The 22,474-nt window shown below is 55.0% G+C and carries 24 protein-coding genes; 18 read left to right on the forward strand and 6 right to left on the reverse strand.

Going from position 1 to position 22,474, the window contains the following annotated elements; genetic code table 11:
- Positions 1 to 156: 156 nt before the first annotated feature.
- Positions 157 to 600, reverse strand: coding sequence for a hypothetical protein (locus ACFFIY_RS12255; protein WP_354194255.1), 444 nt, complete (start codon positions 598 to 600; stop codon positions 157 to 159).
- A 224-nt stretch (positions 601 to 824) separates the two neighbouring features.
- On the opposite strand from ACFFIY_RS12255, the gene ACFFIY_RS12260 reads away from it, so the two are divergent.
- The 4 genes from ACFFIY_RS12260 to ACFFIY_RS12275 all read left to right on the forward strand — a co-directional run bounded on the left by ACFFIY_RS12260 (position 825) and on the right by ACFFIY_RS12275 (position 5,862).
- On the forward strand, positions 825 to 1,325 hold the full coding sequence (locus ACFFIY_RS12260) for an RNA polymerase sigma factor (protein WP_354194257.1): 501 nt from the start codon (positions 825 to 827) through the stop codon (positions 1,323 to 1,325).
- Positions 1,322 to 2,251 (forward strand): anti sigma factor C-terminal domain-containing protein, encoded by a 930-nt coding sequence (locus tag ACFFIY_RS12265; protein WP_354194259.1) that lies wholly within the window; start codon positions 1,322 to 1,324, stop codon positions 2,249 to 2,251. The genes ACFFIY_RS12260 and ACFFIY_RS12265 overlap by 4 nt, the downstream gene beginning before the upstream one ends.
- 510 nt (positions 2,252 to 2,761) lie before the next feature.
- The gene (locus ACFFIY_RS12270) at positions 2,762 to 5,554 is read left to right on the forward strand and encodes a primase C-terminal domain-containing protein (RefSeq protein WP_354194261.1); all 2,793 of its coding nucleotides are present in this window, start codon (positions 2,762 to 2,764) and stop codon (positions 5,552 to 5,554) included.
- Positions 5,555 to 5,592: 38 nt separating this feature from the next.
- Positions 5,593 to 5,862, forward strand: a complete 270-nt coding sequence (locus tag ACFFIY_RS12275) for a hypothetical protein (protein ID WP_354194263.1) — start codon at positions 5,593 to 5,595, stop codon at positions 5,860 to 5,862.
- Positions 5,863 to 5,970: 108 nt separating this feature from the next.
- Here the strand turns inward: ACFFIY_RS12275 and ACFFIY_RS12280 are convergent, their stop codons facing one another.
- The gene (locus ACFFIY_RS12280) at positions 5,971 to 6,624 is read right to left on the reverse strand and encodes a spore coat protein (protein WP_354194265.1); all 654 of its coding nucleotides are present in this window, start codon (positions 6,622 to 6,624) and stop codon (positions 5,971 to 5,973) included.
- Positions 6,625 to 6,738: 114 nt separating this feature from the next.
- Here ACFFIY_RS12280 and ACFFIY_RS12285 point away from each other — a divergent pair, with 114 nt between their 5' ends.
- The 6 genes from ACFFIY_RS12285 to ACFFIY_RS12310 all read left to right on the forward strand — a co-directional run bounded on the left by ACFFIY_RS12285 (position 6,739) and on the right by ACFFIY_RS12310 (position 12,009).
- Positions 6,739 to 7,293, forward strand: a complete 555-nt coding sequence (locus tag ACFFIY_RS12285) for a GNAT family N-acetyltransferase (protein ID WP_354194267.1) — start codon at positions 6,739 to 6,741, stop codon at positions 7,291 to 7,293.
- Between the two features lie 175 nt (positions 7,294 to 7,468).
- Positions 7,469 to 8,791 (forward strand): ABC transporter substrate-binding protein, encoded by a 1,323-nt coding sequence (locus ACFFIY_RS12290; RefSeq protein WP_354194269.1) that lies wholly within the window; start codon positions 7,469 to 7,471, stop codon positions 8,789 to 8,791.
- Positions 8,792 to 8,861: 70 nt separating this feature from the next.
- Entirely contained in the window at positions 8,862 to 9,773 is a 912-nt protein-coding gene (locus ACFFIY_RS12295; protein WP_354194271.1) for a carbohydrate ABC transporter permease, read from the forward strand.
- On the forward strand, positions 9,770 to 10,645 hold the full coding sequence (locus ACFFIY_RS12300) for a carbohydrate ABC transporter permease (RefSeq protein ID WP_354194273.1): 876 nt from the start codon (positions 9,770 to 9,772) through the stop codon (positions 10,643 to 10,645). Before ACFFIY_RS12295 ends, ACFFIY_RS12300 begins: the two co-directional genes overlap by 4 nt.
- 25 nt (positions 10,646 to 10,670) lie before the next feature.
- Positions 10,671 to 10,892, forward strand: coding sequence for a hypothetical protein (locus ACFFIY_RS12305; RefSeq protein ID WP_354194275.1), 222 nt, complete (start codon positions 10,671 to 10,673; stop codon positions 10,890 to 10,892).
- Entirely contained in the window at positions 10,879 to 12,009 is a 1,131-nt protein-coding gene (locus ACFFIY_RS12310; protein ID WP_354194277.1) for an ABC transporter ATP-binding protein, read from the forward strand. The genes ACFFIY_RS12305 and ACFFIY_RS12310 overlap by 14 nt, the downstream gene beginning before the upstream one ends.
- Before the next feature lie 60 nt (positions 12,010 to 12,069).
- On the opposite strand, the gene ACFFIY_RS12315 is transcribed toward ACFFIY_RS12310, so the two are convergent.
- Complete coding sequence (locus ACFFIY_RS12315) at positions 12,070 to 12,231, reverse strand: hypothetical protein (protein WP_354194279.1); 162 nt, start codon at positions 12,229 to 12,231, stop codon at positions 12,070 to 12,072.
- 128 nt (positions 12,232 to 12,359) lie between these two features.
- Here ACFFIY_RS12315 and ACFFIY_RS12320 point away from each other — a divergent pair, with 128 nt between their 5' ends.
- The 4 genes from ACFFIY_RS12320 to ACFFIY_RS12335 all read left to right on the forward strand — a co-directional run bounded on the left by ACFFIY_RS12320 (position 12,360) and on the right by ACFFIY_RS12335 (position 15,975).
- Entirely contained in the window at positions 12,360 to 13,214 is an 855-nt protein-coding gene (locus ACFFIY_RS12320) for a dimethylarginine dimethylaminohydrolase family protein (protein ID WP_376837297.1), read from the forward strand.
- A 113-nt stretch (positions 13,215 to 13,327) separates the two neighbouring features.
- A complete protein-coding gene (locus ACFFIY_RS12325) occupies positions 13,328 to 14,407 on the forward strand; it encodes an AI-2E family transporter (RefSeq protein WP_354194281.1) in 1,080 nt (359 codons plus the stop codon).
- Between the two features lie 122 nt (positions 14,408 to 14,529).
- A complete protein-coding gene (locus ACFFIY_RS12330) occupies positions 14,530 to 14,916 on the forward strand; it encodes a DUF302 domain-containing protein (protein WP_354194283.1) in 387 nt (128 codons plus the stop codon).
- A 66-nt stretch (positions 14,917 to 14,982) separates the two neighbouring features.
- A complete protein-coding gene (locus tag ACFFIY_RS12335) occupies positions 14,983 to 15,975 on the forward strand; it encodes a M23 family metallopeptidase (RefSeq protein ID WP_354194285.1) in 993 nt (330 codons plus the stop codon).
- A gap of 317 nt (positions 15,976 to 16,292) precedes the next feature.
- Here ACFFIY_RS12335 and ACFFIY_RS12340 read toward each other — a convergent pair whose 3' ends face one another.
- The 3 genes from ACFFIY_RS12340 to ACFFIY_RS12350 form a co-directional block, all read right to left on the reverse strand.
- Positions 16,293 to 17,705, reverse strand: coding sequence for an ATP-binding protein (locus ACFFIY_RS12340; RefSeq protein ID WP_354194287.1), 1,413 nt, complete (start codon positions 17,703 to 17,705; stop codon positions 16,293 to 16,295).
- Positions 17,702 to 18,400: a winged helix-turn-helix domain-containing protein gene (locus ACFFIY_RS12345; protein WP_354194289.1), complete on the reverse strand. Its 699-nt coding sequence runs from the start codon at positions 18,398 to 18,400 to the stop codon at positions 17,702 to 17,704. The genes ACFFIY_RS12340 and ACFFIY_RS12345 overlap by 4 nt, the downstream gene beginning before the upstream one ends.
- A 139-nt stretch (positions 18,401 to 18,539) precedes the next feature.
- The gene (locus ACFFIY_RS12350; protein WP_354194291.1) at positions 18,540 to 19,997 is read right to left on the reverse strand and encodes a S1C family serine protease; all 1,458 of its coding nucleotides are present in this window, start codon (positions 19,995 to 19,997) and stop codon (positions 18,540 to 18,542) included.
- Positions 19,998 to 20,150: 153 nt separating this feature from the next.
- Here ACFFIY_RS12350 and ACFFIY_RS12355 point away from each other — a divergent pair, with 153 nt between their 5' ends.
- From ACFFIY_RS12355 to ACFFIY_RS12370, 4 genes are all read left to right on the forward strand, one after another.
- Entirely contained in the window at positions 20,151 to 20,435 is a 285-nt protein-coding gene (locus ACFFIY_RS12355; RefSeq protein ID WP_354194293.1) for a DUF6509 family protein, read from the forward strand.
- A 200-nt stretch (positions 20,436 to 20,635) separates the two neighbouring features.
- Complete coding sequence (locus ACFFIY_RS12360) at positions 20,636 to 20,833, forward strand: hypothetical protein (RefSeq protein ID WP_354194295.1); 198 nt, start codon at positions 20,636 to 20,638, stop codon at positions 20,831 to 20,833.
- A gap of 116 nt (positions 20,834 to 20,949) precedes the next feature.
- A complete protein-coding gene (locus tag ACFFIY_RS12365) occupies positions 20,950 to 21,687 on the forward strand; it encodes a ZIP family transporter (RefSeq protein ID WP_354194297.1) in 738 nt (245 codons plus the stop codon).
- A 44-nt stretch (positions 21,688 to 21,731) separates the two neighbouring features.
- Positions 21,732 to 22,466 (forward strand): hypothetical protein, encoded by a 735-nt coding sequence (locus tag ACFFIY_RS12370; RefSeq protein ID WP_354194299.1) that lies wholly within the window; start codon positions 21,732 to 21,734, stop codon positions 22,464 to 22,466.
- Positions 22,467 to 22,474 lie beyond the last annotated feature (8 nt).

Genomic DNA, 22,474 nt, shown 5'->3' on the forward strand with positions numbered 1-22,474 from the left:
GTTGTTTGTCGTGTTAGATCAGTCCAAACAAGCAAAGGCTTGAGTAGTAGTTGATTAAATTCTGAGGTCAACAATCGAACGTCATTTGAAATGATAAAACCTGAATTCTATGTCTTTTTATCAACAGAGAATTCAGTCAAATTCACATAGAATCAATCAGTCGTAAATTGACACTGTAAATGATGTGCCGTAATGGCTCACAAGACCTAAATCATACGTTCCTTTAGAGATTCCTCTCCAAACTGCACAATTATCACCCTTGACACCAGAGGTAGTTCGTTCCTTGTCAAACAAGGACACAGGCGCTTTTTCTAACCCGAAGGTAACTTTAGTGGTACCTGGAATGCAGGCCTTTAAATCGCCACCCCCAGATTGAATCCGAACTACTTTCGACATAGTGTATGTACCGATATGGTCCCACTCTCCAGCTCCAAACACTGTAATTGGAGGGGGAACTTCGGGTAGGTCTTCTACTAATACACCATCAACAGATATAACAGTTGTATTAGTATCATCCGATTTATCAGAGGCAAACACAGATTGACCTGTACTGAAAACCAAAGCTATTGAAAGGAAAAATAAGATTAATCCTCTTTTCAATTATATTCACCTCCTCCCATAATAAAACAATAACATATTTTTGATAAATATACATTAAAAACTATTATTGTTTTAAGTTTTATTTTTCCTTTTAATTTACATTAATTACATCTGAGAAAAACTATCTAAACTGCTTGATTTGACGCAAACCTAGTTAGTGTTAAGCCATCAAAAATCTTGTTTACCTTTTCTTAATTCAATCGTTAATTAATTAGGAGGGTATTATGGAAGAAGAACTAGGTGTTTTTCTATCAACAAAACTTGAAAAAGTATATAAAACACTAAGAAAGGTGGGAGCCGATAAGGAGGATGCAGAAGATATAATTCAAGAAACAGCCTATCGATTTATTTTATATATTGAGGGAATTGATATCGATTATTCAGAAGCATGGCTGCACCGCGTGGCCATCAATCAGTTTTACGATTTAATGAAGAAAAGAAAAACGATTGGGGGTTATCTGGAGAACATCAAAATTGAAGACTTACTTGATTATCATACTCCCGAACAAGTAGTACTTGACATTGAAAGCCGTCAAAAAATAAATAAATGGTTTGATAATATATCCCGAAAAGACAAAGAAATGATTTTACTTAAATACGTGGCAGGGTTATCACTTAAGGAAATCGCAATCATTTATAAAACAACCGATAAATCTGTCAAAACACAGCTCGCAAGATCTAGAACAAAATTGAAAAGGTTAATTCGTTGGGAGGAGAAAGTATGAAGGAACATCCAAATCGAATCTTTGATAAAGGTTTATACGATGACGTATTAAAAAAAGCAAAAAAGCGATCGAATCGTAGAACTGTTATTATTTCGTTGACCATTACATTTATAGCTTTTTTATCGCTGGCGACACTTTTATTTTTTGCGTACCAGAACATGAAGAACTCTATGGAAGACTACTCGGAATTTAGATTAACAGAATCAAAAATACAAGGCGCAAATATTAATCATGATAAGATTACAATCAGCTATGGTATAGAGTCAGCTATCACTCAAGAACAGTACATAAAGAATATCGCAGGTTTACCTTTCACGTGGTACAATGAGCAAACTCTCTATAAAATTTATGATAATCCAACTACAATTATGGATAGCTCGATTACCTCAACAGATGGGATTCAACATTATAGAAATGGGCAGAGGGTAATCAATTTTAGATATCCAACTGCTGGTGTTGCCAATGATGATCGCGAGTTGCTGAAGAACCTTCCTGCCAACGCAAAAGTTGAAGTAGCTCTCTCTTTTAAGAAAGCTATGAAAGTTGAGGAACTCGCTGATTATTTCCCGAATGCCCAGTGGGGGTGGGTGGCAGATCCTAAAATGGAGGAAAGAGTGGAAGAAGAGCTTACATCTGTCACGAGCACTGAAGAGAGAAAACGTATAGGATATATGATTGGTGATTATGCATATGGTTTTAAATTGGATAAGGACGTAAATAAGTCTTCCACCCATTTTATAAAAGCATTAAAGAAATTAGAGAAACAAAATCATCAAACTGCAACTTCTATTTTGTCTAAAACAACTACTCCAGAAGACTTGGAGATATCAGGGGTTGTGGTAACGGGATCCGCTTCTGAATTGTCTTCGCTCAATCATATGGACCTCATTCAATTTGTCAGTGTAGGTGTTATCATTCCATATTAAACCTGAATATAGAAATTTCATTTTTAGAAAAAGAATCACAAAACGGAGAAGAACATTTTGTTCTTCTCCGTTTTCCTATTGTTCTATGAAATTCTAAGGAAATGGTAGACAATCCAAAGAGCAATGCGGTATAGTTATGAAAACACAATGTTTACAAAGTAATCAATAGCCGTTATTAAACTAACCATATAAAAAGACAAAAATAAAAGAGCAGTGCAGCCAACACTACTCTTTTGGATCAAGCTTAGCCCTCTAAAAGGTTCGCCAACCTAGTCTAAGCTTTGATAGAACCATGATGCGCCAACATCATGGTGGTTCATATAATTATATGTACCCATATCATATAGTATTTGAACCGGTTGTGCAACGATTTTTGTTCGTGTCCTCTCGACGTTTGTCGAGACTGCACGGCATTTTTCGGACCCTTCTATCTATCAGAGCCACATTCAGGACCGTTGCGGGCATAAGCTTGCGACGGTCTTTTTATGTTGGCCGGAAGGAGTCCCTATCGTGAGTGCCCTGAGAGAGATATTCGGTGATCAGCTGACCGAAGCCCCGAAGAAACAGGTACATAAGCAGAATACCGGCTACAGCAGTCATTTGGGCTGGGTTTTCGTCTGCAATGAGTTCCAGGAACGACCAAAAGCCGTCCGGACTTATCATTCGCTGTTTGGTGCTTCTGAAGCCTATACCTATTACACGCCGAACACCTTCTACCGGAATGACCAGCGTCATGCCGGGAACTTGCGCTGGCTGAATGCCATGGTCGTCGATATCGACGTCAAAAACGGCCAGAATCGTGGAATGTTGCTTCCTGACGTTCATGATGCCGTAAGCCGTGCAGGGCTCCCGACACCTTCCCTGATCGTTTCGACCCCATCCGGCGGTTTCCATGTCTATTGGTATTTTAATCGTCCGAAACGGGCTTTTCCGAAGGTAACGGACCATTATAAACACATTCAGGCTGCCATTGCTGAAGTGCTGCAAGGAGATCCGCAAGCCGTAGGGGCTGAGCGTTGGTTCCGCATGCCTACAATCCGAAATACAGCTTACCAGAGCGCCAGCCGGGTTTCGTTCGATGATCTGTGTGACTGGCTGGCCATCCGTCAGGAAGAGCGTTCCGCCGAACGCAAGGCAGCCTGTGTCGGTTCAGCCGGACTCCTGCATCATCCTGCCATCCAAAAGCTGTTATCCGGCGTTTCGGAGGGCCAGAGGGACAATACCTGCTATACGCTCGCTCTTGCATTCAAATCATCAGGCTACAGTGCAGAAGAGGCCGAGTTCCGTCTGAAGGAATGGAACCAGCGGAACGATCCACCGATGCGCGAGCTTGAAATCAAACGAAAGGTTAAGAGCGCCTTTAAAGAAGGGGCTCCCGCCGGACCATCCGCCAAGTGGATCCGACAGCTTTCCGGCATGGCGTTTGCCTATCAGGTGTGGGAAGAAGCGAAACCGCGAGAGGAACGCACCTACAGTCATTTTGAAGAATGGAAACAGGATGTGATCCGTTACCTGAAGGCACAGGGCGGTGTAGTTTCTGCTGCTCAAAGATCGATTGCTCAAGCAATCCGATCGTCTTCAGACCGGACGAAAAGCATCCCTTATTCGACGTTCAAAAAAGTCATTGAACACCTTATTGAGATTGGAATCATTACAAAAGCAGTTGAAGGAAAAGGCCGGGCTGCCGTGACGACGCTGACCCTCATCAAGCCCTCCAAGGTCATTCCTTTCATCCGAAAAGATGCCCTTAAAAAGAATGGGTTCAATTCAAATAGGGTGCGCGCGGACGGCACGCTCGATGTGAATGAAATCCATACATACCGGCTTCCGGGCGGGAAGCAGGAAATCCTGAGGCGATTTCCGGAAGCGGCCGATTTCCGGGTCCGAAATTTTTCTGCAGGGCAGGTGACCGGTGGCACCGGCCGCATCGGGGAAGTGGCGAAAGATGAAGTCCGGCCGCTTCCGTCAGCACTGGACGGCGCGGAAGCCCGGATCGGCGCTCCGGAGGGCGCCGGGGAAGCGGTGCTCATCTACGCCTACCAGCTCGACGGCCCGCTTTCCGCATACAAGGAATTCAGCGATCTGGACGTCACTTTCTTTTCGCAGTGGAGCGAAGAGTTTAAAGGGTTGCGGGATCTGGAAGTGTCGGTCGTGCTGCCGGGCAATGCCGGGGAGTCGTCCATCCGGCCGTTCACGCGGAACATGAACGGATCCGACGTCGATGTCCGGCCGAACGGGCTCACTTTCCGCGATCCGGTGGTGGAGAATCCCGAAGAGGCGTCTTACCGGGTGTTTTTCCCGTCGGATCTTCTGGACGATGCAAAGAAGACGCCTGCCCCGATGTCGCTTGAGGAGGCGTATGCCGAGGAGGCGGATCAGTTTAAGCGCAAGGCGGAGATGAAGCCGTTTCTGGACAGGTTCGTGGAGTACGGGGGGCTTGCGGGTTTCCTGCTTTGCCTGTTTGCCGCGGCGACGCTGTTCATTCCGCAGAGGGTGCCGGTCATGATCAACCGCCCCGGACTGATCCTCGGAACGGATCCGCTTTACCTCCACATGATCCAGCGCGCGGGGCGGTTTTCTCCGGCGGTGCTGGACGCGGCCGTGTTTTCCCTGCTTGAAAAGGGGAAGGTCGCCGCGACGGGACAGGGGGCGGCAAAGGAATACCGGTTGCTGTGCCGGCCGGATGAACTGCTTTCATTTGAGCAGGCGTTCGTTGAGGGATTTTTCAGGCGTGAGCCGGGGGATGTGCGGCTGCTCGCTCCCGCGGACGCGGAAGCCGCGCGCGGTGACCGCCGGCTGCGGGACTGGCAGAAGAAGCTGCTGCCTTTGTTCGAGGAAGCCGGGACGCTTGGACGGAGGGCCCCGCGGATCGTGCTCCTGACGGCAGCGGTCATTCCGGCCGTCATGTGGGTGGCCGGAGCGGTCGTCGATGCCCGGCCGCCTGGATGGATACTGGCGTTTGCGGCGCTGCTCGCCTTTTCGCTGTTCCTGCATGCCAGGAAAGAACCGCTGCGCAGGTGGGCGCTGCTGCATACGGCACTGCTCGCCGGAACGGCGCCGATGTATGACTCGTCGGGTGCCGGCACGGTGGTGATCTTGACGACCCTCGCTTATCTGATCGTCTGGCTCACTTTTCCGAGAATCCTGCTGCGGTCGCTGTTCGCCAACCGCCTGAAGTATGCAATCAACTCTGTGGCCTGGAAACCTCCGCGGAGGAATTTCGATGAGATGACGCCAAAAGAGGCGGGACTTTGGCGCAACCGGGAGGCCCTGCTCCGGAACAAGCGGCTGCCGGGGCAGTGAGGACAGGGAGAGACAACGGCGGATAGGAGGAATCGGAGATGCTGGAATTGTTGATATCCCTGGCGGAAGCGGTGCTGGATCTTTGGCCATCCGACCGAAACCGGACGATTAACCGGCGGGTCCGCCTTTTGAAGGAATGCGGGGTTTACGAAGGCTTGAAGGAGAGATACGGTCCGGTGGTGCTGATGAACCGCGAGTTCCGTGAGTTCATTTATTCCGAGAAGGTCGAGGACTTTGCGGACGATTGGGAGAAGATGGAGGGGTTCCTGCACCGGCTCGATGGATTTGTGAAGCGGGAAGGATTGTGAACGGGGAAAAGGCAAGGACACACGGCGTCCTTGCCTTTTCGCATCTATAGAAACCGGCATGGTGTTTGCCGGACATTCACCGTCCCGCGCTGAACGTGCGATAGCCGTTCACTGCATGCCCGGCTGCTGGCCGCCGGTGGCAGGTGCATAGGCATTGAGGATTGCCTGCATATCGGTGTCGGCAAGTTGCGGAACCTGGTAGTAGTGGTGCTTGTTCTGGTAGATCGACAGCTCGTAGGCCATTTCGATGCAGTTCGGGACCGAGTCGGCGAGCACGCGGCGCACGACCGGGTTTGTCGTCTCCAGGGCGGCAGCCGTTTTGCCGGTTGCGCTCGCTTTTGCGGAGCCGAGCAGGAAGCCGGAAATCGCCGCATCGTCAAGTTCCTGAGGAGACATCATCGGTTTTTTCGGCTGGGTCTGGGTCATGCCGTAGATGAAGTCATTGCCGCCCGCCATCTTATAACTCTGGGTCGGCACCTGCGGGTCCTGGCCGGTTTTGAAGCAATCAACGAGCGTATTGTACTCCTGGCGCATGAACCGATACTGGCGGTCCATGATATCAATGAGTTCCGGATCTTTTGCGTGCTGGCGAAGCAGCGTGGACTGGTCCATGGCTGCGATGGACAGCGACAGCACTTCGTGGACATCAAACAGCTCATGGCCGCCGTGGTTCATGTCGGGCGGAACGGTTCCGGTGTGCATGTTCTGGTGAGTCTGGCCCTGGTTCTGGCCTTGGTTTTGACCGAACGGATTTTGGGTCATTGTGGTCGATTCCCTCCATTTAAATTTGTTTTTCGAACGCCGATAGTATGTACCGGCCGGACCCGGATATGCGCCCTCTGTTTTGGTATGATGGGGGCAAAGGGGGCAACGCCTGTGAACGGAAACGATCTCTTCATCGAAACGGAACGGCTCATCCTCAGACCGTACCGCGAAAGCGATTACGATTCCTGGCGCTCTGGACTGGAAGGGCGGACGCTGTCTCAGCATCCCTATGACGAAGGGCGGCCGGTAAACCTGGGCGCCTCAACGCGAAGCTGGTTCAGCGACTGGATCCGGGGGTTCCAACAGGCTGCCGATCTGGACAGGATGGTCATCCTCGGGATTTTCCGCAAGTCGGACGGCGCAAACATCGGCAAGATTGAGATCATCACCATTCTCCGGATGGACTACGACTGGGCGATGATGGGCTACCAGATCAACAACCAGTTTTTCCGGATGGGGTACGGCAAGGAAGCGGTCGTCGCAGCAGCGGAAGCCTTTTTCAGGGAACTCGGTTTTCACCGGATCGAGCTGCACATCCGGCCCGACAATCTTCCGTCGAAAAAGCTTGCGGAAAGCGCCGGGTTCCGGTTTGAATGCACCCGACCCCAGTTCGCATACGAGGGCGGGAAATGGCGCGACTATGACGTTTTTACCAAATACGAATAAAACAGGCGGCACAGTCGGGCTTCGACAAGTGCCGCCTTTATTCGACTCTGTAACTTTAGAACCATTTGAATAGTGGAACTTATTTTGTAGAATAGTGAAGAAGGTTTACTTTCTGTGTCGAAAGGGAAAGTTAGAAAAGGTTTTGAGTACATAACCAAAAAAGGGGGGGCTCTGAATGCGACATCTGAAATGGCTGAGCGTTTTATTCATCGCGGTACTTGTCTTGTCGGGCTGCAACGGCTTCACGAAAGGCGATTCCGCAAAGAAAGACAAACAGGCCGAAGGAGAGGACGGCAAAGTGGTCCTGGACTTCTGGACATTCTGGGGCTCCGAGATCCGGCGGCCGGTCGTCGAAAAGATCGTCGAGGACTTCAACAAATCCCAGGACAAGATTGAAGTGAAGCATACATTCGTCCCATGGGGCGACATCTGGACGAAGGAACTCGCTTCGATCGCGGCCGGTTCACCGCCGGACGTCGTGATCAACGATATCAATGCCACGGCGTTGCGCGGAGAGAAGAAGCAGGCAGAAAACCTGTCCAAGTATCTCGAGAAAGACGACATTTCGGGCAACTTCTATGAAGAGCTCTGGAACGCGACACTCTATGAAGGCGATTCTTACGGCATTCCTTTCAATACGGACACACGGGTCCTCTTTTACAATAAAGACGCCTTCAAAGAAGCAGGGCTTGATCCGGAACAGCCGCCGAAAACATGGGACGAGCTGTGGGAGTTCGCCGAGAAGCTGGACGTGAAAAACGGCGACAAATACGACCGGATGGGCTTCTATCCGCTGTTTGGGGCTGGCACGGACGTCTGGATGCTCAATGCGGACAAAGTCAATTTCATCGATGAAAACGATGAAGTGAAGATCAATACACCGGAAAAGCTGGACACGCTCAAGTGGCTGAAGTCCTGGCATGACAAGTACGGCGACAACAACATCAATTCCTGGCAATCCCAGATGGAGAGCCAGCAAGGCAACCCGTTCTTCTCGGGAGACCTCGGCATGCTCGTCCAGCAGCCGACATTCTTCACACAGATCCGCGACTATGCGCCTGACCTGAACTTCGGCGTCGCGCTGCTCCCGGAAAAAGAGCCGGGCAACGGCAATACAAGCTGGGGCGGCGGCTTCGTTGCGGAAATCCCTTACGGCGCAAAGCATCCCGACGAATCATGGGAGTTCATCAAGTACTTGACGGACAAGGAAGCGCAGGAGTACTGGGCCGTGAAGAACTTCGATAATGTGGCGAACAAGGAAGCGGCCGAGACGGCGGCGGAAAGCGATGAGTTCAGCGAAGACGGCAAGATGGTCTACGGCCTTGCCGTCGAAGCGATGCCTCACACGATGCTGACGCCGACGCCTGTCGTGGCGCCGGACTTCCCGACGCTCATCAATCCTGAGTTCGACAATGTGTACCTCGGCAAGAAAACGCCGGAACAGGCGCTTGAAGACGCCGAGAAGAAAGTACAGAAGCTGATCGACCAGAACAAATAATACAAAAGGAAGGAGGGCGGCGCCGTCCTCCTTCTTTTCTTTTACATCCATGACAAGGAGGCGAGAGGGGATGGCCGGACGAAAACGATTCAACTATAAGACGAGGGAGGGCCTTCAGGGATACCTGTTCATCCTGCCATGGATCATCGGGTTTCTTGTATTCACCGCAGGCCCGCTCCTGTTCTCTTTCGCTGCCAGCTTCACGAATTACAATATTACATCCCAGATGGATTTCATCGGGCTGAAAAACTATGAGAAGCTTTTCGCCGATGACCAGCTGTTCTGGACCTCGCTCTACAACACACTGTACTTCGTGGTGTTCTCGGTGCCGATCACGACAGTCGGCGCCATTGTCTTGTCGGCTCTGCTGAACCGGGATATTCCGGGGATGCGGTTCTTCCGGACGGTTTATTACTTGCCGGCGGTCCTTTCGGGCGTCGGGGTGTACCTGCTCTGGATGCAGCTGCTGGAGCCGGGCACCGGCCTTGTGAACACGGTGCTTGCCTGGTTCGGCATCGCGGGACCGAACTGGTTGTTCGACCCCGACTGGGCAAAGCCCGCGCTGATCTTCATGAAGCTGTGGAGCGTCGGGGGCGGCATGCTGCTGTACCTCGCAAGCATGCAGGGGATTTCCAAAAGCCTGTATGAAGCAGCGGAGATCGACGGTGCCAACGCCTGGCAGCAGTTCATCCGCATCACGGTCCCGATGATCACGCCTGTCATCTTCTTCGACGTCGTGACCAGCCTGATCGGCGGATTCCAGATTTTCCAGGAAGCCTACGTCATGTCCAACGGCGAAGGCGGACCGGTCAACTCCCTCCTCTTCTACAATCTCTACATGTGGAAAAAGGCGTTCGAAGCGTTTGACATGGGCTATGCGATGGCGATGTCGTGGATTCTGTTCATCATCGTCTTTGTCCTGACCATCATCAACCTGAAACTGGCGCCAAAATGGGTGCATTACGAAGGGGGCGGGAAATGATGGTGAAATCCGCCGCCGAAAAGCACTCTCATTTCGATACGATCCAGGGCAGGCGCCGCGCGCTGAACATCATCAACTGGATTTTGCTTGCGGCGGGCAGCCTGCTCGTCCTGTCGCCGCTCTGGTGGATGGTCATCACTTCCGTCAAAACGATGCAGGAAGTGATGACCTACCCGCCCACCTTCTGGCCGGAAAGCTGGAACTGGAGCAACTACGCCAAGACATGGGAAGCCGCCCCGTTTGACTTGTATACGATCAACACGCTGACCATCACGATCCTCGTCGTCATCGGCAACGTATTCGTCAACTCGTTCATCGCGTACGGATTCGCCAAAGTGCCGTTCAAGGGACGGAACGCGCTGTTTGCGATCGTCTTGTCGACGATGATGATTCCGGGATTCGTCACGCTCATCCCGCAGTACGTCCTGTTTGCAAAACTCCAGTGGCTCAACACGTACTATCCGCTTGTTGTCCCGGCGTTTTTCGGGAGTGCGTTCAACATTTTCCTGCTCCGGCAGTTTTACATGACAATCCCTGATGAGCTCATCGAAGCGGCTAAGATGGAAGGGGCCAGCCACTTTTGGATCTGGTGGAAGATCGGCCTGCCGCTCACGAAGCCGGCGCTTGCCACGGTCGCGATCTTCTCGTTCAACGGTGCCTGGAACGACTTCCTCGGTCCGCTCCTGTACGTGAACGACGAAAGCCTGTACACGCTCCAGCTTGGGCTCCAGGTGTTCAAGGGCCAGATGAGCACACAGTGGAACTATCTCATGGCCGGGTCGCTGCTCGTCCTCCTGCCTGTGATTGTGCTGTTCTTCTTCTTCCAGAAGTACTTTATCCAGGGGATCAACCTGCAGTCTGGCGGCAAATGACAGCCACGCAGAAAGGAGAGATCAAATGCTGAAACTTGAAATGAAAAAGTGGGATCACGGCCGGGAAAATGAAGCTGCACCGGCAAAGGAAACCCGGATTGAGATCAGCACCGCATTTTTGCTCGTCCTCGTTTTGCCGCTGATCCTCCTTCTAAGAAGCGGCAGCCGCGTTCCGTTCATGCAAAACACGAATCACACTTACAACATCGGGCGACAGAAGGGAGGCGTCGGACATGGCGAAGATTGAACTGGCGCACATCTCGAAAACATACGAAAAAGACGTTACCGCCGTGAAAGACTTCAACCTGGAGATTGAAGACGGAGAGTTCATCGTCCTTGTCGGGCCGTCGGGCTGCGGCAAGTCGACGATGCTCCGGATGATCGCGGGACTCGAAGAGATCACGGACGGCGAGTTCAAAATGGACGGGCGTCTCATGAACGATGTCCCGCCAAAAAACCGGGACATCGCAATGGTGTTCCAAAACTATGCGCTGTATCCGCATATGAGCGTCTACGACAACATGGCGTTCGCGCTCAAGATGCGGAAGTTCAAAAAAGACGAGATCCGCCGGCGGGTGACCGAAGCGGCGAAAGTGCTCGGCCTCGAAGAATACCTGAAGCGGAAGCCCCGTGCGCTCTCCGGAGGACAGCGACAGCGCGTCGCACTCGGGCGCGCGATCGTCCGCGACGCCAAGTTGTTTCTCATGGACGAACCGCTTTCAAATCTGGACGCGAAGCTCCGGTTCCAGATGCGCGCGGAAATCTCAAAACTCCACCACCGGCTGAAGACGACCACGGTCTACGTCACGCATGACCAGACCGAGGCGATGACGATGGCGACTCGGATCGTCATCATGAAAGACGGCGTCATCCAGCAGGTCGGCTCGCCGAAGGAAGTGTACGATTACCCGGCAAACCAGTTTGTCGGCGGGTTCATCGGCTCTCCGGCGATGAACTTCTTTGAAGGCAAGCTTGAAGGGGGCGCGTTCGTCACGCACGACGGCATCCCGCTCACGCTTCCGGCTCCAAAGGCGGCGGCACTGCAGGCGGCGGGCTTTTCGGACGGAGCCCGCATCACGATGGGCATCCGGCCGGAAAGCGTCACGCTTGAGCCGCCGGGCATCACCGCCGGGTCGCTCGTCCCGGTCGAGTCCGAAGTGATCGTCTCGGAGCTCACGGGTGCCGAAACGCTGCTTTACTCGAAGCTTGGAAACCAGGACCTCATCGCCCGCATCGACTCGGGGCTGGACCTCCGGACAGGCGACAAAGTGACGCTCGCCTATGACATGGAACTGGCCCACTTTTTCGATCCGGCAACCGGCGACCGCCTCAGACTCGGGGAAGAAGCGGGCATATCAATCTGAAACAAAAAAAGAGGCATTGCGGTGACCGGCAAAATCCGGCCTTCTGCAACGCCTCTTTTCTTATTTGCCGTCCTCTTCGTCGGATGCGGCGGTGCTGTCCGTTTCTTCCCGGACTTCCCGTTTGATGTCATCGAGTTTTTCTTCGGCTGACTTGGCTGCCTCGTTTGCCGTCTCGGCCCACTTTTTCTTATCGCCGTCGTTGTCTGCATAGCTTCTCGTCATGCGGATCGCTCTCCTTTTGGCGTACTTGCCTATAGTATTCCCGCCGGCCGGCACATCAAACAGAGGTTTCCGGTCATTCTAAGCAGGGAATAGTGGAGCGATCATTGTTTTTTAAGGAGACTGACAGCATGGCAATGCGCATAGATCAAGAATCGAAAGTCGGATGCAACACCGAATACGGAGAACTGCAGAAGGTCATTCTCTGCCCGCCGCGCTACATGGCGATCGAAGAGGCGATCAATGAAGTGCAAAAGCGATATGAAGATGAAAACATCGACCGCGGGCTGGCCATGAAGCAGTACCGCGAATTCCGCGACACATTGAGGGATCACGGCGTGGAGGTCATTGAGCTGGAGCCATCCGAAGAGTATCCGGAACAGGTCTTCACCCGCGACATCGGATTCACCGTCGGCGGCGAACTGTTCGTTTCCCGAATGGCGAGCGACATCCGGCAGGGGGAGGAAGAGGCCCTCGAACAGCTGCTGGAAGAGCACGGCATCCGGTATCACAAATTTGAAGGCGGCCGCATCGAAGGCGGCGACGTCATCGTGGACGGCGACAGCGTATATGTCGGCGTCAGCGAACGGACATCCCGGGAAACGATCGCCGAACTGCCGGATCATCTTCCGGGACGGACTGTCCATCCTGTCCCGTTCGACGGGAAATACCTGCACCTGGACTGCGTGTTCAACGTCCTGTCGCCGAAGACAGCCCTGATCTTCAAAGAAGCGCTTCCCGAAGAGACGGTCCGCGCGCTCGGAGAGAAATACGAACTGATCGAAGTCGGCAAAGACGAGCAGTTCACGATGGGCACGAACGTCCTCTCGATCGGCGGCGGCAAGCTGTTCAGCCTGCCGGTCAACCGCCGGGTGAACGCCGCCATGCGGGAGAAGGGCTATGAAGTCATCGAGATCGATTTCTCGGAGATCATCAAGTCCGGCGGTTCGTTCCGCTGCTGCTCGATGCCGGTGGAGCGGAGCTGAACATCTCCAAGCCGGAACAAGGCACGGGAATCAGTTGATTCCCGTGCTTTGTTTTGGGGTATAGGCAATCATCTGCAAGTGTGAAAAAAGTCAATCTAAAGGGGGGGAGTGCCATGATCAAGAAGCTCTGGTTCCAGATCGGCGTTGCGATTCTGCTTGCCATCCTGATCATCAAATATTTTTTGGAGATCAAGTTCATCTTCGACCCGCTGTTCATCATTGCCAAGACGGCTCTCATACCGGTCATTTTCGGCGGCGTACTGTTTTATCTGGCGGAACCGGTGCAACGGCGGCTGGAAAGAAGCAACGTTCCGCGCTGGGGCAGCATCACCATCATCATCGCCTGTGTGGCGGTCATCATCTGGGTGTTTGTCGCTTTGATCGGACCGGTCGTTTCCCGGCAGGCGAACAATCTCGGTGAGAATGCACCGGCACTGACCCACCAGCTGAACGAATTCCGGATCGACCTGCTGAACCAGCGGGATGACCTGCCGGAGCAGGCCAAGTCGGCGATCGACAGTGCCCTCGACTCAGTGGAAGCGGGTGCCGTCAAGTTCGGGAAATGGTTTATCCAGTTTCTCCAAACGGTTCTTCAGGCAGTGGTTCTGCTCATTCTCGTGCCATTTTTCTTCATCTTCATGTTGAAGGATCATGAAAAGTTTGCACCGCGGATTTACAATCTGTTTCACGGCAAACGCCGGGAATGGGTGAAAAACACGTTGAGAGACATCGACCTCGTGCTGCGTTCCTACATTCAGGGTCAGCTTCTGATCAGCACGATCCTGGCCACGCTGATCTTTATCGGCTATTTAATTATCGGTTTGAATTATGCCCTGTTGCTGGCGCTTTTTGCGCTCGTCATGAATGTCATCCCGTTCCTCGGTCCGTGGATCGCCTTCGCGCCTGCCGCAATCATCGCCTTCCTGCAGGATCCGAAGATGGTCATCTGGGTGTCGGTCGTCACGCTTGCCGCCCAGCAGACCGACAGCCACCTCATCACGCCGAACGTCATGGGCAAGACGCTCGACATCCATCCGCTCACCGTCATTACGCTCATCCTGGCAGCGGGCAGCATTGCCGGCTTCTTCGGCATCCTGCTCGCCATCCCGACCTATGCGGTGATCAAGTCGGTGGTCATCAACATTTACGAGGCGAGGAAGGATATCAAGCGGGCAGCCACGAAAAGTATTTAGGAAATCATTCAGGAAACGATTTATTTCCCGGGAAATCGCATTATTTCCCGGGAAATCGACATTTCCCGCGCAATATTTCCCGGTCAAAGGGAATATTGCGCGGAATCAGGGAGGAATAGGAGATGTTCGATTATACGGTGAACACCCGAAAAACAAAGGACGAAGCGGTCAAAGCAGTGGAGGAATGCCTGTCGGAAGTGAAGTTCGGCGTGTTGTGGAATTTCGACATGACAGCCACCCTCCAGAAAAAAGGCCAGGATTTCGAAACGCCTGTCACCATTCTTGAAGTATGCAGTCCTGCGGCTGCCGCGAAGATGCTGAAGGAAGATCTGAGGGCGAGTTATCTGCTGCCGTGCAAGATTGTCGTCTATGAACAAGGCGGCAGCGTTAAGATCGGGATGCCGAAGCCAACCGCGACTCTCGGCCTGATGGAAAACGCGGAGATCCGCTCACTGGCTGAAGAAGTGGAGGGAATTTTGAAGTCATGCATCGACAAGGCGGCGCAATGACCGTTATTTCCCACGCATGAGCTTGCCTGGGCCGGCAACCCTAAACGGTGAGAGGAGGTTTTCACCGTGCGCCATTGGCTGTGGCTGCCGGCCTATTTGCTTATGCTGTCATTCCTCATGTATGCGCTCGTTTCCGCGGAAAGCGGGGAAGGCGGCGCGGCTTCCGAGATGTCGCTTGCCGAGGAACGGACCAGCCTGTACATGGCCTACGAAACGCCTTCCGTCCCGTGGCATCTGCTCGCCGCGGTCGACCGGTATGAGCGGAACATCCAGCGGCTACGCAATGACTTGGAGGAAGTGGAAGGCCTGGTTTCCTTCCGGTTCCCCGAGGCGTTCTGGGCCGGCGCGCCGAACCCGGAGGCGGGCGACAGCGACCCGGCCGCAATCGAATTTTTCGACGGCAGGGGAATGGACGGGAACGGGGACGGCAAAGCCGACCCGAATGATGCCGAAGACATTCTCTTCACGCTGGCTGCCGCGCTCGGGGAACATGGCGGGGACGAAGACGCCCACCGTCTCGCCCTTTGGGGGTTTTATGGAAGCGAGGAAGCAGTCGGACAAGTCATGACCATTTCGGAGCTGTTCCGGCAGTTCGGCACGATCGAACTCGATGAATATGTGTTCCCGCTGCCGAAGACCCACCATTATACGTACAAGGGAACATGGGGCGCCAAGCGCGGCTGGGGCGGACGGCGCATGCATGAAGGCACCGACCTGTTCGCATCCTACGGCGTCCCGGTCCGTTCGGTCACATACGGGGTGGTCGAGGTGAAGGGATGGAACGAGTTCGGCGGCTGGCGCATCGGCATCCGCGATGCTCACAATGTATATCATTATTTCGCTCATCTTGCGTATTTCGAAAAAGGGATCGAACAGGGACAGATCGTCGAACCCGGCACCGTCGTCGGCTATGTCGGCTCTTCCGGCTACGGCAAGGAAGGCACCGCCGGCAAGTTCCCGCCGCATCTACATTACGGCATGTACAAATTTGACGGCCGCTCCGAGTGGGCGTTCGATCCGTATCCATCGCTCCGCCGCTGGGAACAAGAGGGGAAATGATTAAACAATAAAAAGGCTGCCCTCCGAGCTGGAGAGGCAGCCGTTTTGAATTGATAGAGGGGGATCCTCGAGTGGCGCAAGTTTGGTCTCGAGTGGCGCAAGTTTGCCCTCGAGTGGCGCAAGTTTGGCTTCGAGTGGCGCAAGTTTGCCCGAGTGGCGCAAGTTCGGCCTCGAGTGGCGCAAGTTTGGTCTCGAGTGGCGCAAGTTTGCCCTCGAGTGGCGCAAGTTTGCCCGAGTGGCGCGAGTTGGTCTCGAGTGGCGCAAGTTTGGCCTCGAGTGGCGCAAGTTCGGGCGCAGTCGGCGCCTGTCCGCCGATCTTATCCATTCCCTCCGGGCAGCCGGATGGTGAAGACGGTTCCTTCGCCGATGCGGCTTTTGACCGAAACGTCGCCGCCGTGCAGCCGGACGAGCTGGCGGACGATCGACAGGCCGAGGCCGAATTCGCCGAACGGATTGGACGTTCTCGACACGCCGGCCCGGTAGAACCGCCCCCAGATCTTCTCCACTTCTTCAGGATCAATTCCGCTGCCGGTGTCCGCTACTTCAATCACCGCTTCGTCGCCGTCCATGAAGCCCCGGAGCTGGATTTCGCCGTTTTCGGTGAACTGGATGCTGTTTTTTGTGATGTTGATGAGAATCTGGATGAGCCGGTCGTAGTCAGCCGAAACGACCGCGTCACCGGAAACGTCGATCCGGATGAGGTCGCCTTTTTCCTCGGCCAGCGGCTCCAGTTGCTCCGCGATCACCGCCAGCACATCTTCCAGCCGGATCGGCTCCTTTTCGAGCGTGATCTGGCCGGAGCGGATTTTTTCATAGTCCAGATTTTCATTCACCAGCCGGATCAGCCGCCGGGTTTCCTTGCCGGCGAGCGCCAGTGCTCGGTTCCGTTCAGCGTCCGGGATCATGTCTCCGCGGATGCCGTCAAGGATGCCCCGGATCGTCGTGAGCGGCGTGCGCATTTCGTGCGACACGTCCGCGATGAACTGCCGCCTGCGGTTCTCGAGCCGGTCGATTTCTTGCATCGATTCGCCGAGCCGGCCGACCATCGCATTGAAGTCGCCCGACAGCTCGCCGATCTCGTCGATGCCGGAGGCGGGCACCCGGACGGAATAATCCCCGGACGCCACATCCGACGCCGCGTCGCGCAGCCGACGCAGCCGCCTGACATGGAATGCCGACAGCGCCCCGCCGAGCAGGAGAGAGGCCGCAAGTGCAGCAAGCATCGCCAGCAGGAGATAGCGGTTCAGCTGCGAGATGATTTCCCTTGAGCCGGAGATCGGCGAAGTGAGCAGGATCCCGCCGGTGAATGCCCCGTCGCGCACGTACGGGAGCAGGGTGAATGTCACGCCTTCGCCGGATCGTTCATATTCCTGGTTCACGACGAGCGTCCGCCCGTTTTTGATCTTGTTCCATTCCTCCTGGCGCAGCCTGATGAGCGAAGCAGGGCGGCCGGACGAATAAAGCACGGCCGAATCCGCGTCGAACAGACTGTACTGGATGTCACGTCCGCCAAGCACCCGGCCGTACTCCCCGAGTGTCGCGGCGGAAGCCTTGGGATCCGCCGACAGGTCATGGAGAAGGTTCTCCCCGTAGGCGACCAGTTCGTCGGTTTTATTTTTGTAGATCAGCCCTTCCGCAAAATGCGAGAACATGATGTTCAGGATGAGGAACGCGATCAGGAGGACACCAACATGGCTCGCCGTGAGCTGGTACAAATAACGGAACTTCATGCGCGGTCCTCCGGCTCTTCAAACCGGTAGCCGACGCCCCAGACCGTGTGGAAAAACTGCCTTCCGTCCGTCTCGGTCTTGCTGCGGAGCCGCTTCACATGGACATCCACGGTACGATCGTCGCCGTAAAAGTCGTAGCCCCACACACTGTCGATCAGCTGCTCGCGGGAAAACACCTGCTTCGGATGGCGGGCGAACTGGGCGAGCAGGTCGAACTCTTTCGGCGTCAGGTTCGGCAAGGTCTGCCCGTCGAGCCGGACTTCCCGTGTCTTTTCGTTGATTAGAAAATGCCGCGTCCGGATGAGGCCTTCCTCGTCTTCGCCGCCTCCCCGGATCCCGTATCGCCGCGTGACGGCCCGGATTCTGGCCATCAGCGCCGCAGGGCTGAACGGCTTCGTCACATAGTCATCTGCACCTGTCTCAAGGCCCGTCACCTGATCGTCCTCGGACGTTTTTGCCGTCAGCATGATGATCGGCACTTCAAGCCCCGCCTTGCGCACCCGGCGGCAAATGGAAACACCGTCCATCCCAGGCAGCATCCAGTCGATGATCAGGCAGTCATACCGTCCGGACAGCGCCTCCCGGCAGCCGGTGTCCCCGTCCGGCACGAATGTCCCGTCGATCCCTTCCTTCTGGAAAAACATGCCGATCATCGCCGATACGCTCTCGCTGTCTTCGATCACCAGAATCTTCACCGCCGTCGCCTCCGTCCCCAATCGGTTCACTTCCTTTCAGTATAATCAAACACGCCGGGCGCGTCAGTTGAACCGTCCGTCTCTTGATTTCAAAAAAACACCCGCCGGGGCACGGGGCCCGCAGCGGGTGCAATCTTGATCACGAGCGGGAAGAAGGCTTGCTTGTCCCGAGCGTCACTTCGATCTTTTGTTTGTCGGCACCGCGATAGACGGTGAATGTCGCCTTGTCGCCGACCTTCAGCTCGGAGTACAGGAAGCGCCGGAGCTGCTGCCCGTCTTCGATCTTTTCGCCGTTGATTTCGGTGATGACGTCGCCTTCCTTCAGGCCGGCCTTGGCGGCTGCGGCTTCAGGATCGACGCCTTCCACGTAAACGCCCTGGGAGATGTCATTTGGCAGGCCGTTCACGTAGCCGCGCGGAATTTCATTGACGTTGTACATCGAGATGCCGATGTACGGGCGTTCCACATGGCCGCTCGCCATCATTTCTTCAACGAGCGGGAGAACGTCATCGGACGGAATGGCGAATCCGAGCCCTTCCACGCCCTGACCGCCGATCTTCAGGCTGTTGATGCCGACGACTTCGCCGTTCATGTTGATGAGCGCGCCGCCGGAGTTCCCCTGGTTGATCGCCGCGTCTGTCTGGATGACTGTCATTTCCCATTCGCCGGCGGATGTGTCGACGCTGATCGACCGGTCGACCGCACTGACGATCCCTTCCGTGACGGAGCGGGAGAACTGCAGGCCGAGGGGGTTGCCGATCGCCACGACCGAATCACCCGCACGGAGCGCGTCCGAGTCGCCGAACTTAAGCGGTGCGGCGTCGATCTTGCCGGCATCCACGCTTACGACGGCGAGGTCGCTAAGAGCATCCGACCCGACGAGTTCGGCCTCGGCGCGGTCTCCGTTGCCAAGCGACACTTCCAGCTTCGAGGCGCCTTCGACCACGTGGTTGTTTGTGACGATGTACGCCTTGCCGTTGTCTTTCTTGATCAGCACCCCGGACCCCGTTGCGTACTCGACATCTTTGGCCGATCCCTGGGAAAACGGATTTTGCTGCTTCTGATAGTTCACGATGCCGAAGATCGACCCGGATGCCTGCTCGACCATGTCGGCGAGCGATCCGTCCGTCGAGACTTTCACCGGGTTGGCCGTCTGCGAATCAGACTGGACGGACGTTTGCGCCGGCTCGCTCGTCTGGGGTTCTTCGTGGTCCAGGAACGGCACCGCGATCGCCAGTGTCAGCACCGAACCGATCACGCCGCCCCCGATCGTCTGCAGCCATCCGAGTGAGCGGCGGGGCTTGTCGGGCTTCGGTGCGGAGCGCTTCACATTAACGGGCTCTCCGGCAGTTGCCGAAGCACGGTTTGGTTCTTCGGAATCCGCGGCCCCGGGCATGTCAGAGCGGTATGCCTCTTCTCGCCCGATGCTCTCAGGTTCCTTCTCTGGCTCTCCGGCAGGGCCGGCGCTTGGAGCGGTCATTTCCTGATCCGCCTCCGCATCCCCCGGAAGCCACTCCTCGCGACGGACGTCCCTGCCATTATTTGCGTCTTCATTCAGATTGCGTTCACGGTCATCTGAGCCATTATAATTCGTCATCGTCGGTTCCTCCTCGATTCTCTTGTACGAACATCTTACTAACCAGATATGAACAAACTATTAACAACGCTTCATAAATGAAAAAGTAGATTTTTCGCGCCCCCGCTCGGGTATAATGAAAAGACGAATACACGAACGAAAGGTTTTGAAGCAATGGACATCACAGGCCACACCGTCGAAAAACTCAACGACCCGACCGGCATCATCGAAGGCGACCGGTACGAATTCTTCCTCGACCTCAACATCGACGAGGAAGACGAGCTGTATACGGAAGGCGGGGTGAAACTGCGCGTCCTTTATGCGCGCCGGGACGGCAGGGAGTGGATCGCCACCTATGACTTCCTCGAATCGGCGACCGGTGAAGTGCTCGGCTTTGCCATGGAAGAAGACGAAGAGGAAGCGGTCGGCGCCTACTGCAGTGCACACCTCGGCGAATGACCCTCGGCGGGCCGGACATCCGGCCCGTTTTTGCATTCTCCCCACTTTTCCCGCAGGGGCCGGCATGCAAACAAGGCATGACGGCATACACTAGGAAAACATGAGGCTTTCAATTTGAATGAATATTTAGTATAATATAGTGGAAGAGGATGCAGTTCAGCCTCAGGTTCAAGTCGTCATCAGTCCCGGAAAGGAAAGGGGTGAACGAAGTGATCCTGCGATTCGGCGACCCGGAAGAGATGAAGCGCCGCCGTGATCCCGATGAACATGCCATCTTGAACATGATCGATGAAGGCAGCCCGGTGACAAGCGGCACAAAGGCCGCGGAGCCGTTCCGAACCGCCCGGGAAGAAAACGGGTTCGGCGAGGACGAGCTCAGGAACATTACGTATCAGTGAACCAAGAAAAGCCCCTGCGGACCGGGTCCGCGGGGGCTTTTGCATGCACGCCGTGCGTTTGGAAATTTTGGGAGCGGGAATGCGGAAAGGAAAGCCGAATTCCCGGGAGGTCCGCCATGCCGCTGACTTTGTTTAGATTCATCCTCGCAGCCGGTTTCGTCCTGCTGCACCTGTTCTCAAAAAACATGAAGTTTCTAAGAGACTCCCCGCGCAGCCGGATACTTTCGGTCGCGGGCGGAATCGCCGTCGCGTATGTGTTCCTGCACCTCCTGCCGGATCTCGCCGAGTATGAGGACGAACTTAAAGGGACGCTGGACTTCGCGACGAACCGGTTCCTGGAACACCACCTGTACATGATCGCCATGCTCGGGCTCGCGATCTTTTACGGGCTCGAGCAGATGGCCAAGGCGTCCAAGCGGCACAACGTAGAAGACGGCCGGCACAAGGCCCGCCCGCTCGTCTTCTGGATCCATATCGGGTCGTTCACCCTGTACAACGCACTCATCGGCTACCTGCTCGTCCGCGAAAACTTCACGAGCCACTACGGCCGCCTGTTCTTCTTCATCGCGATGGGCGTCCACTTTGTCACGAACGACCGCGGCCTGCGCGCCACGCACAAGGAAGACTACGACCGGTATGGCCGCTGGCTGCTCGCCGTCGCAATCCTCGCCGGATGGCTTATCGGCACCATCACCGAAGTGAGCGACGTGGTCATCTCCTACCTGACCGCGCTGCTTGCGGGCGGCGTCATCATGAACGTCATGAAGGAAGAACTGCCGGAAGAGCGGGAAAGCAGCTTCCCGGCGTTCTTGCTCGGCCTCGTCGCTTACTCGCTCATCCTCATCCTGCTTTAACGGGCAGGGAGGGGGATCAACGCCGTCTTTTGGAGGGATGCCCAATGCCGATCGGCCTGCTGACCCTGCTGCTCGCCGCAGGGTTTGTCTTGATTCACTTGTTCTCAAGAAAAATGATCTTCCTCGATGGCACGCCGAGAAGCCGGCTGCTGTCGGGCGCGGGCGGCGTCGCCGTCGCCTACGTCTTCCTGCGCCTGCTGCCGAACCTCGCCGACTACGAGGAAGAACTGAAAGGGACGCTGACGTACGCCACCAACCGATTCCTGGAACACCATCTGTACATCATCGCGCTTGCCGGCCTCGTCATCTACTACGGCCTCGAACAGCTCGCCGAATCGTCGAAAAGGCGCCGCGACGCCGCCAGCCAAAACGGCCGTCCCCGGATCTTCTGGATCCACATCGGCTCATTCGCCCTGCTCAACCTCATCACCGGCTACCTGCTCGTCCACGGCCACTTCCCGCACCTGCACAACCGGATCCTCTTCTTCGTCGCGATGGCCCTCAACTTCGTCGTCAACGACTGGGGCCTGCGCAACATTCACAGAAGCCACTACGACCGGTACGGCCGCTGGCTGCTCGGCCTTGTCATCCTCGCTGGCTGGGCGATCGGCATGACCACGAAGATCGACGACGTCTTCATCTCGTACCTGAGCGCCTTCCTCGCAGGCGGCGTGATCATGAATGTCATGAAAGAAGAACTGCCGAAGGAGAGGCAGAGCAGCTTCTTGGCGTTCCTGGTCGGGGTGGTGGCGTATTCGGGGATTTTGTTGGCGGTATGAATGAAAGT

It is taken from the genome of Bhargavaea ullalensis, assembly GCF_042432615.1.
Taxonomy (GTDB): domain Bacteria; phylum Bacillota; class Bacilli; order Bacillales_A; family Planococcaceae; genus Bhargavaea; species Bhargavaea ullalensis.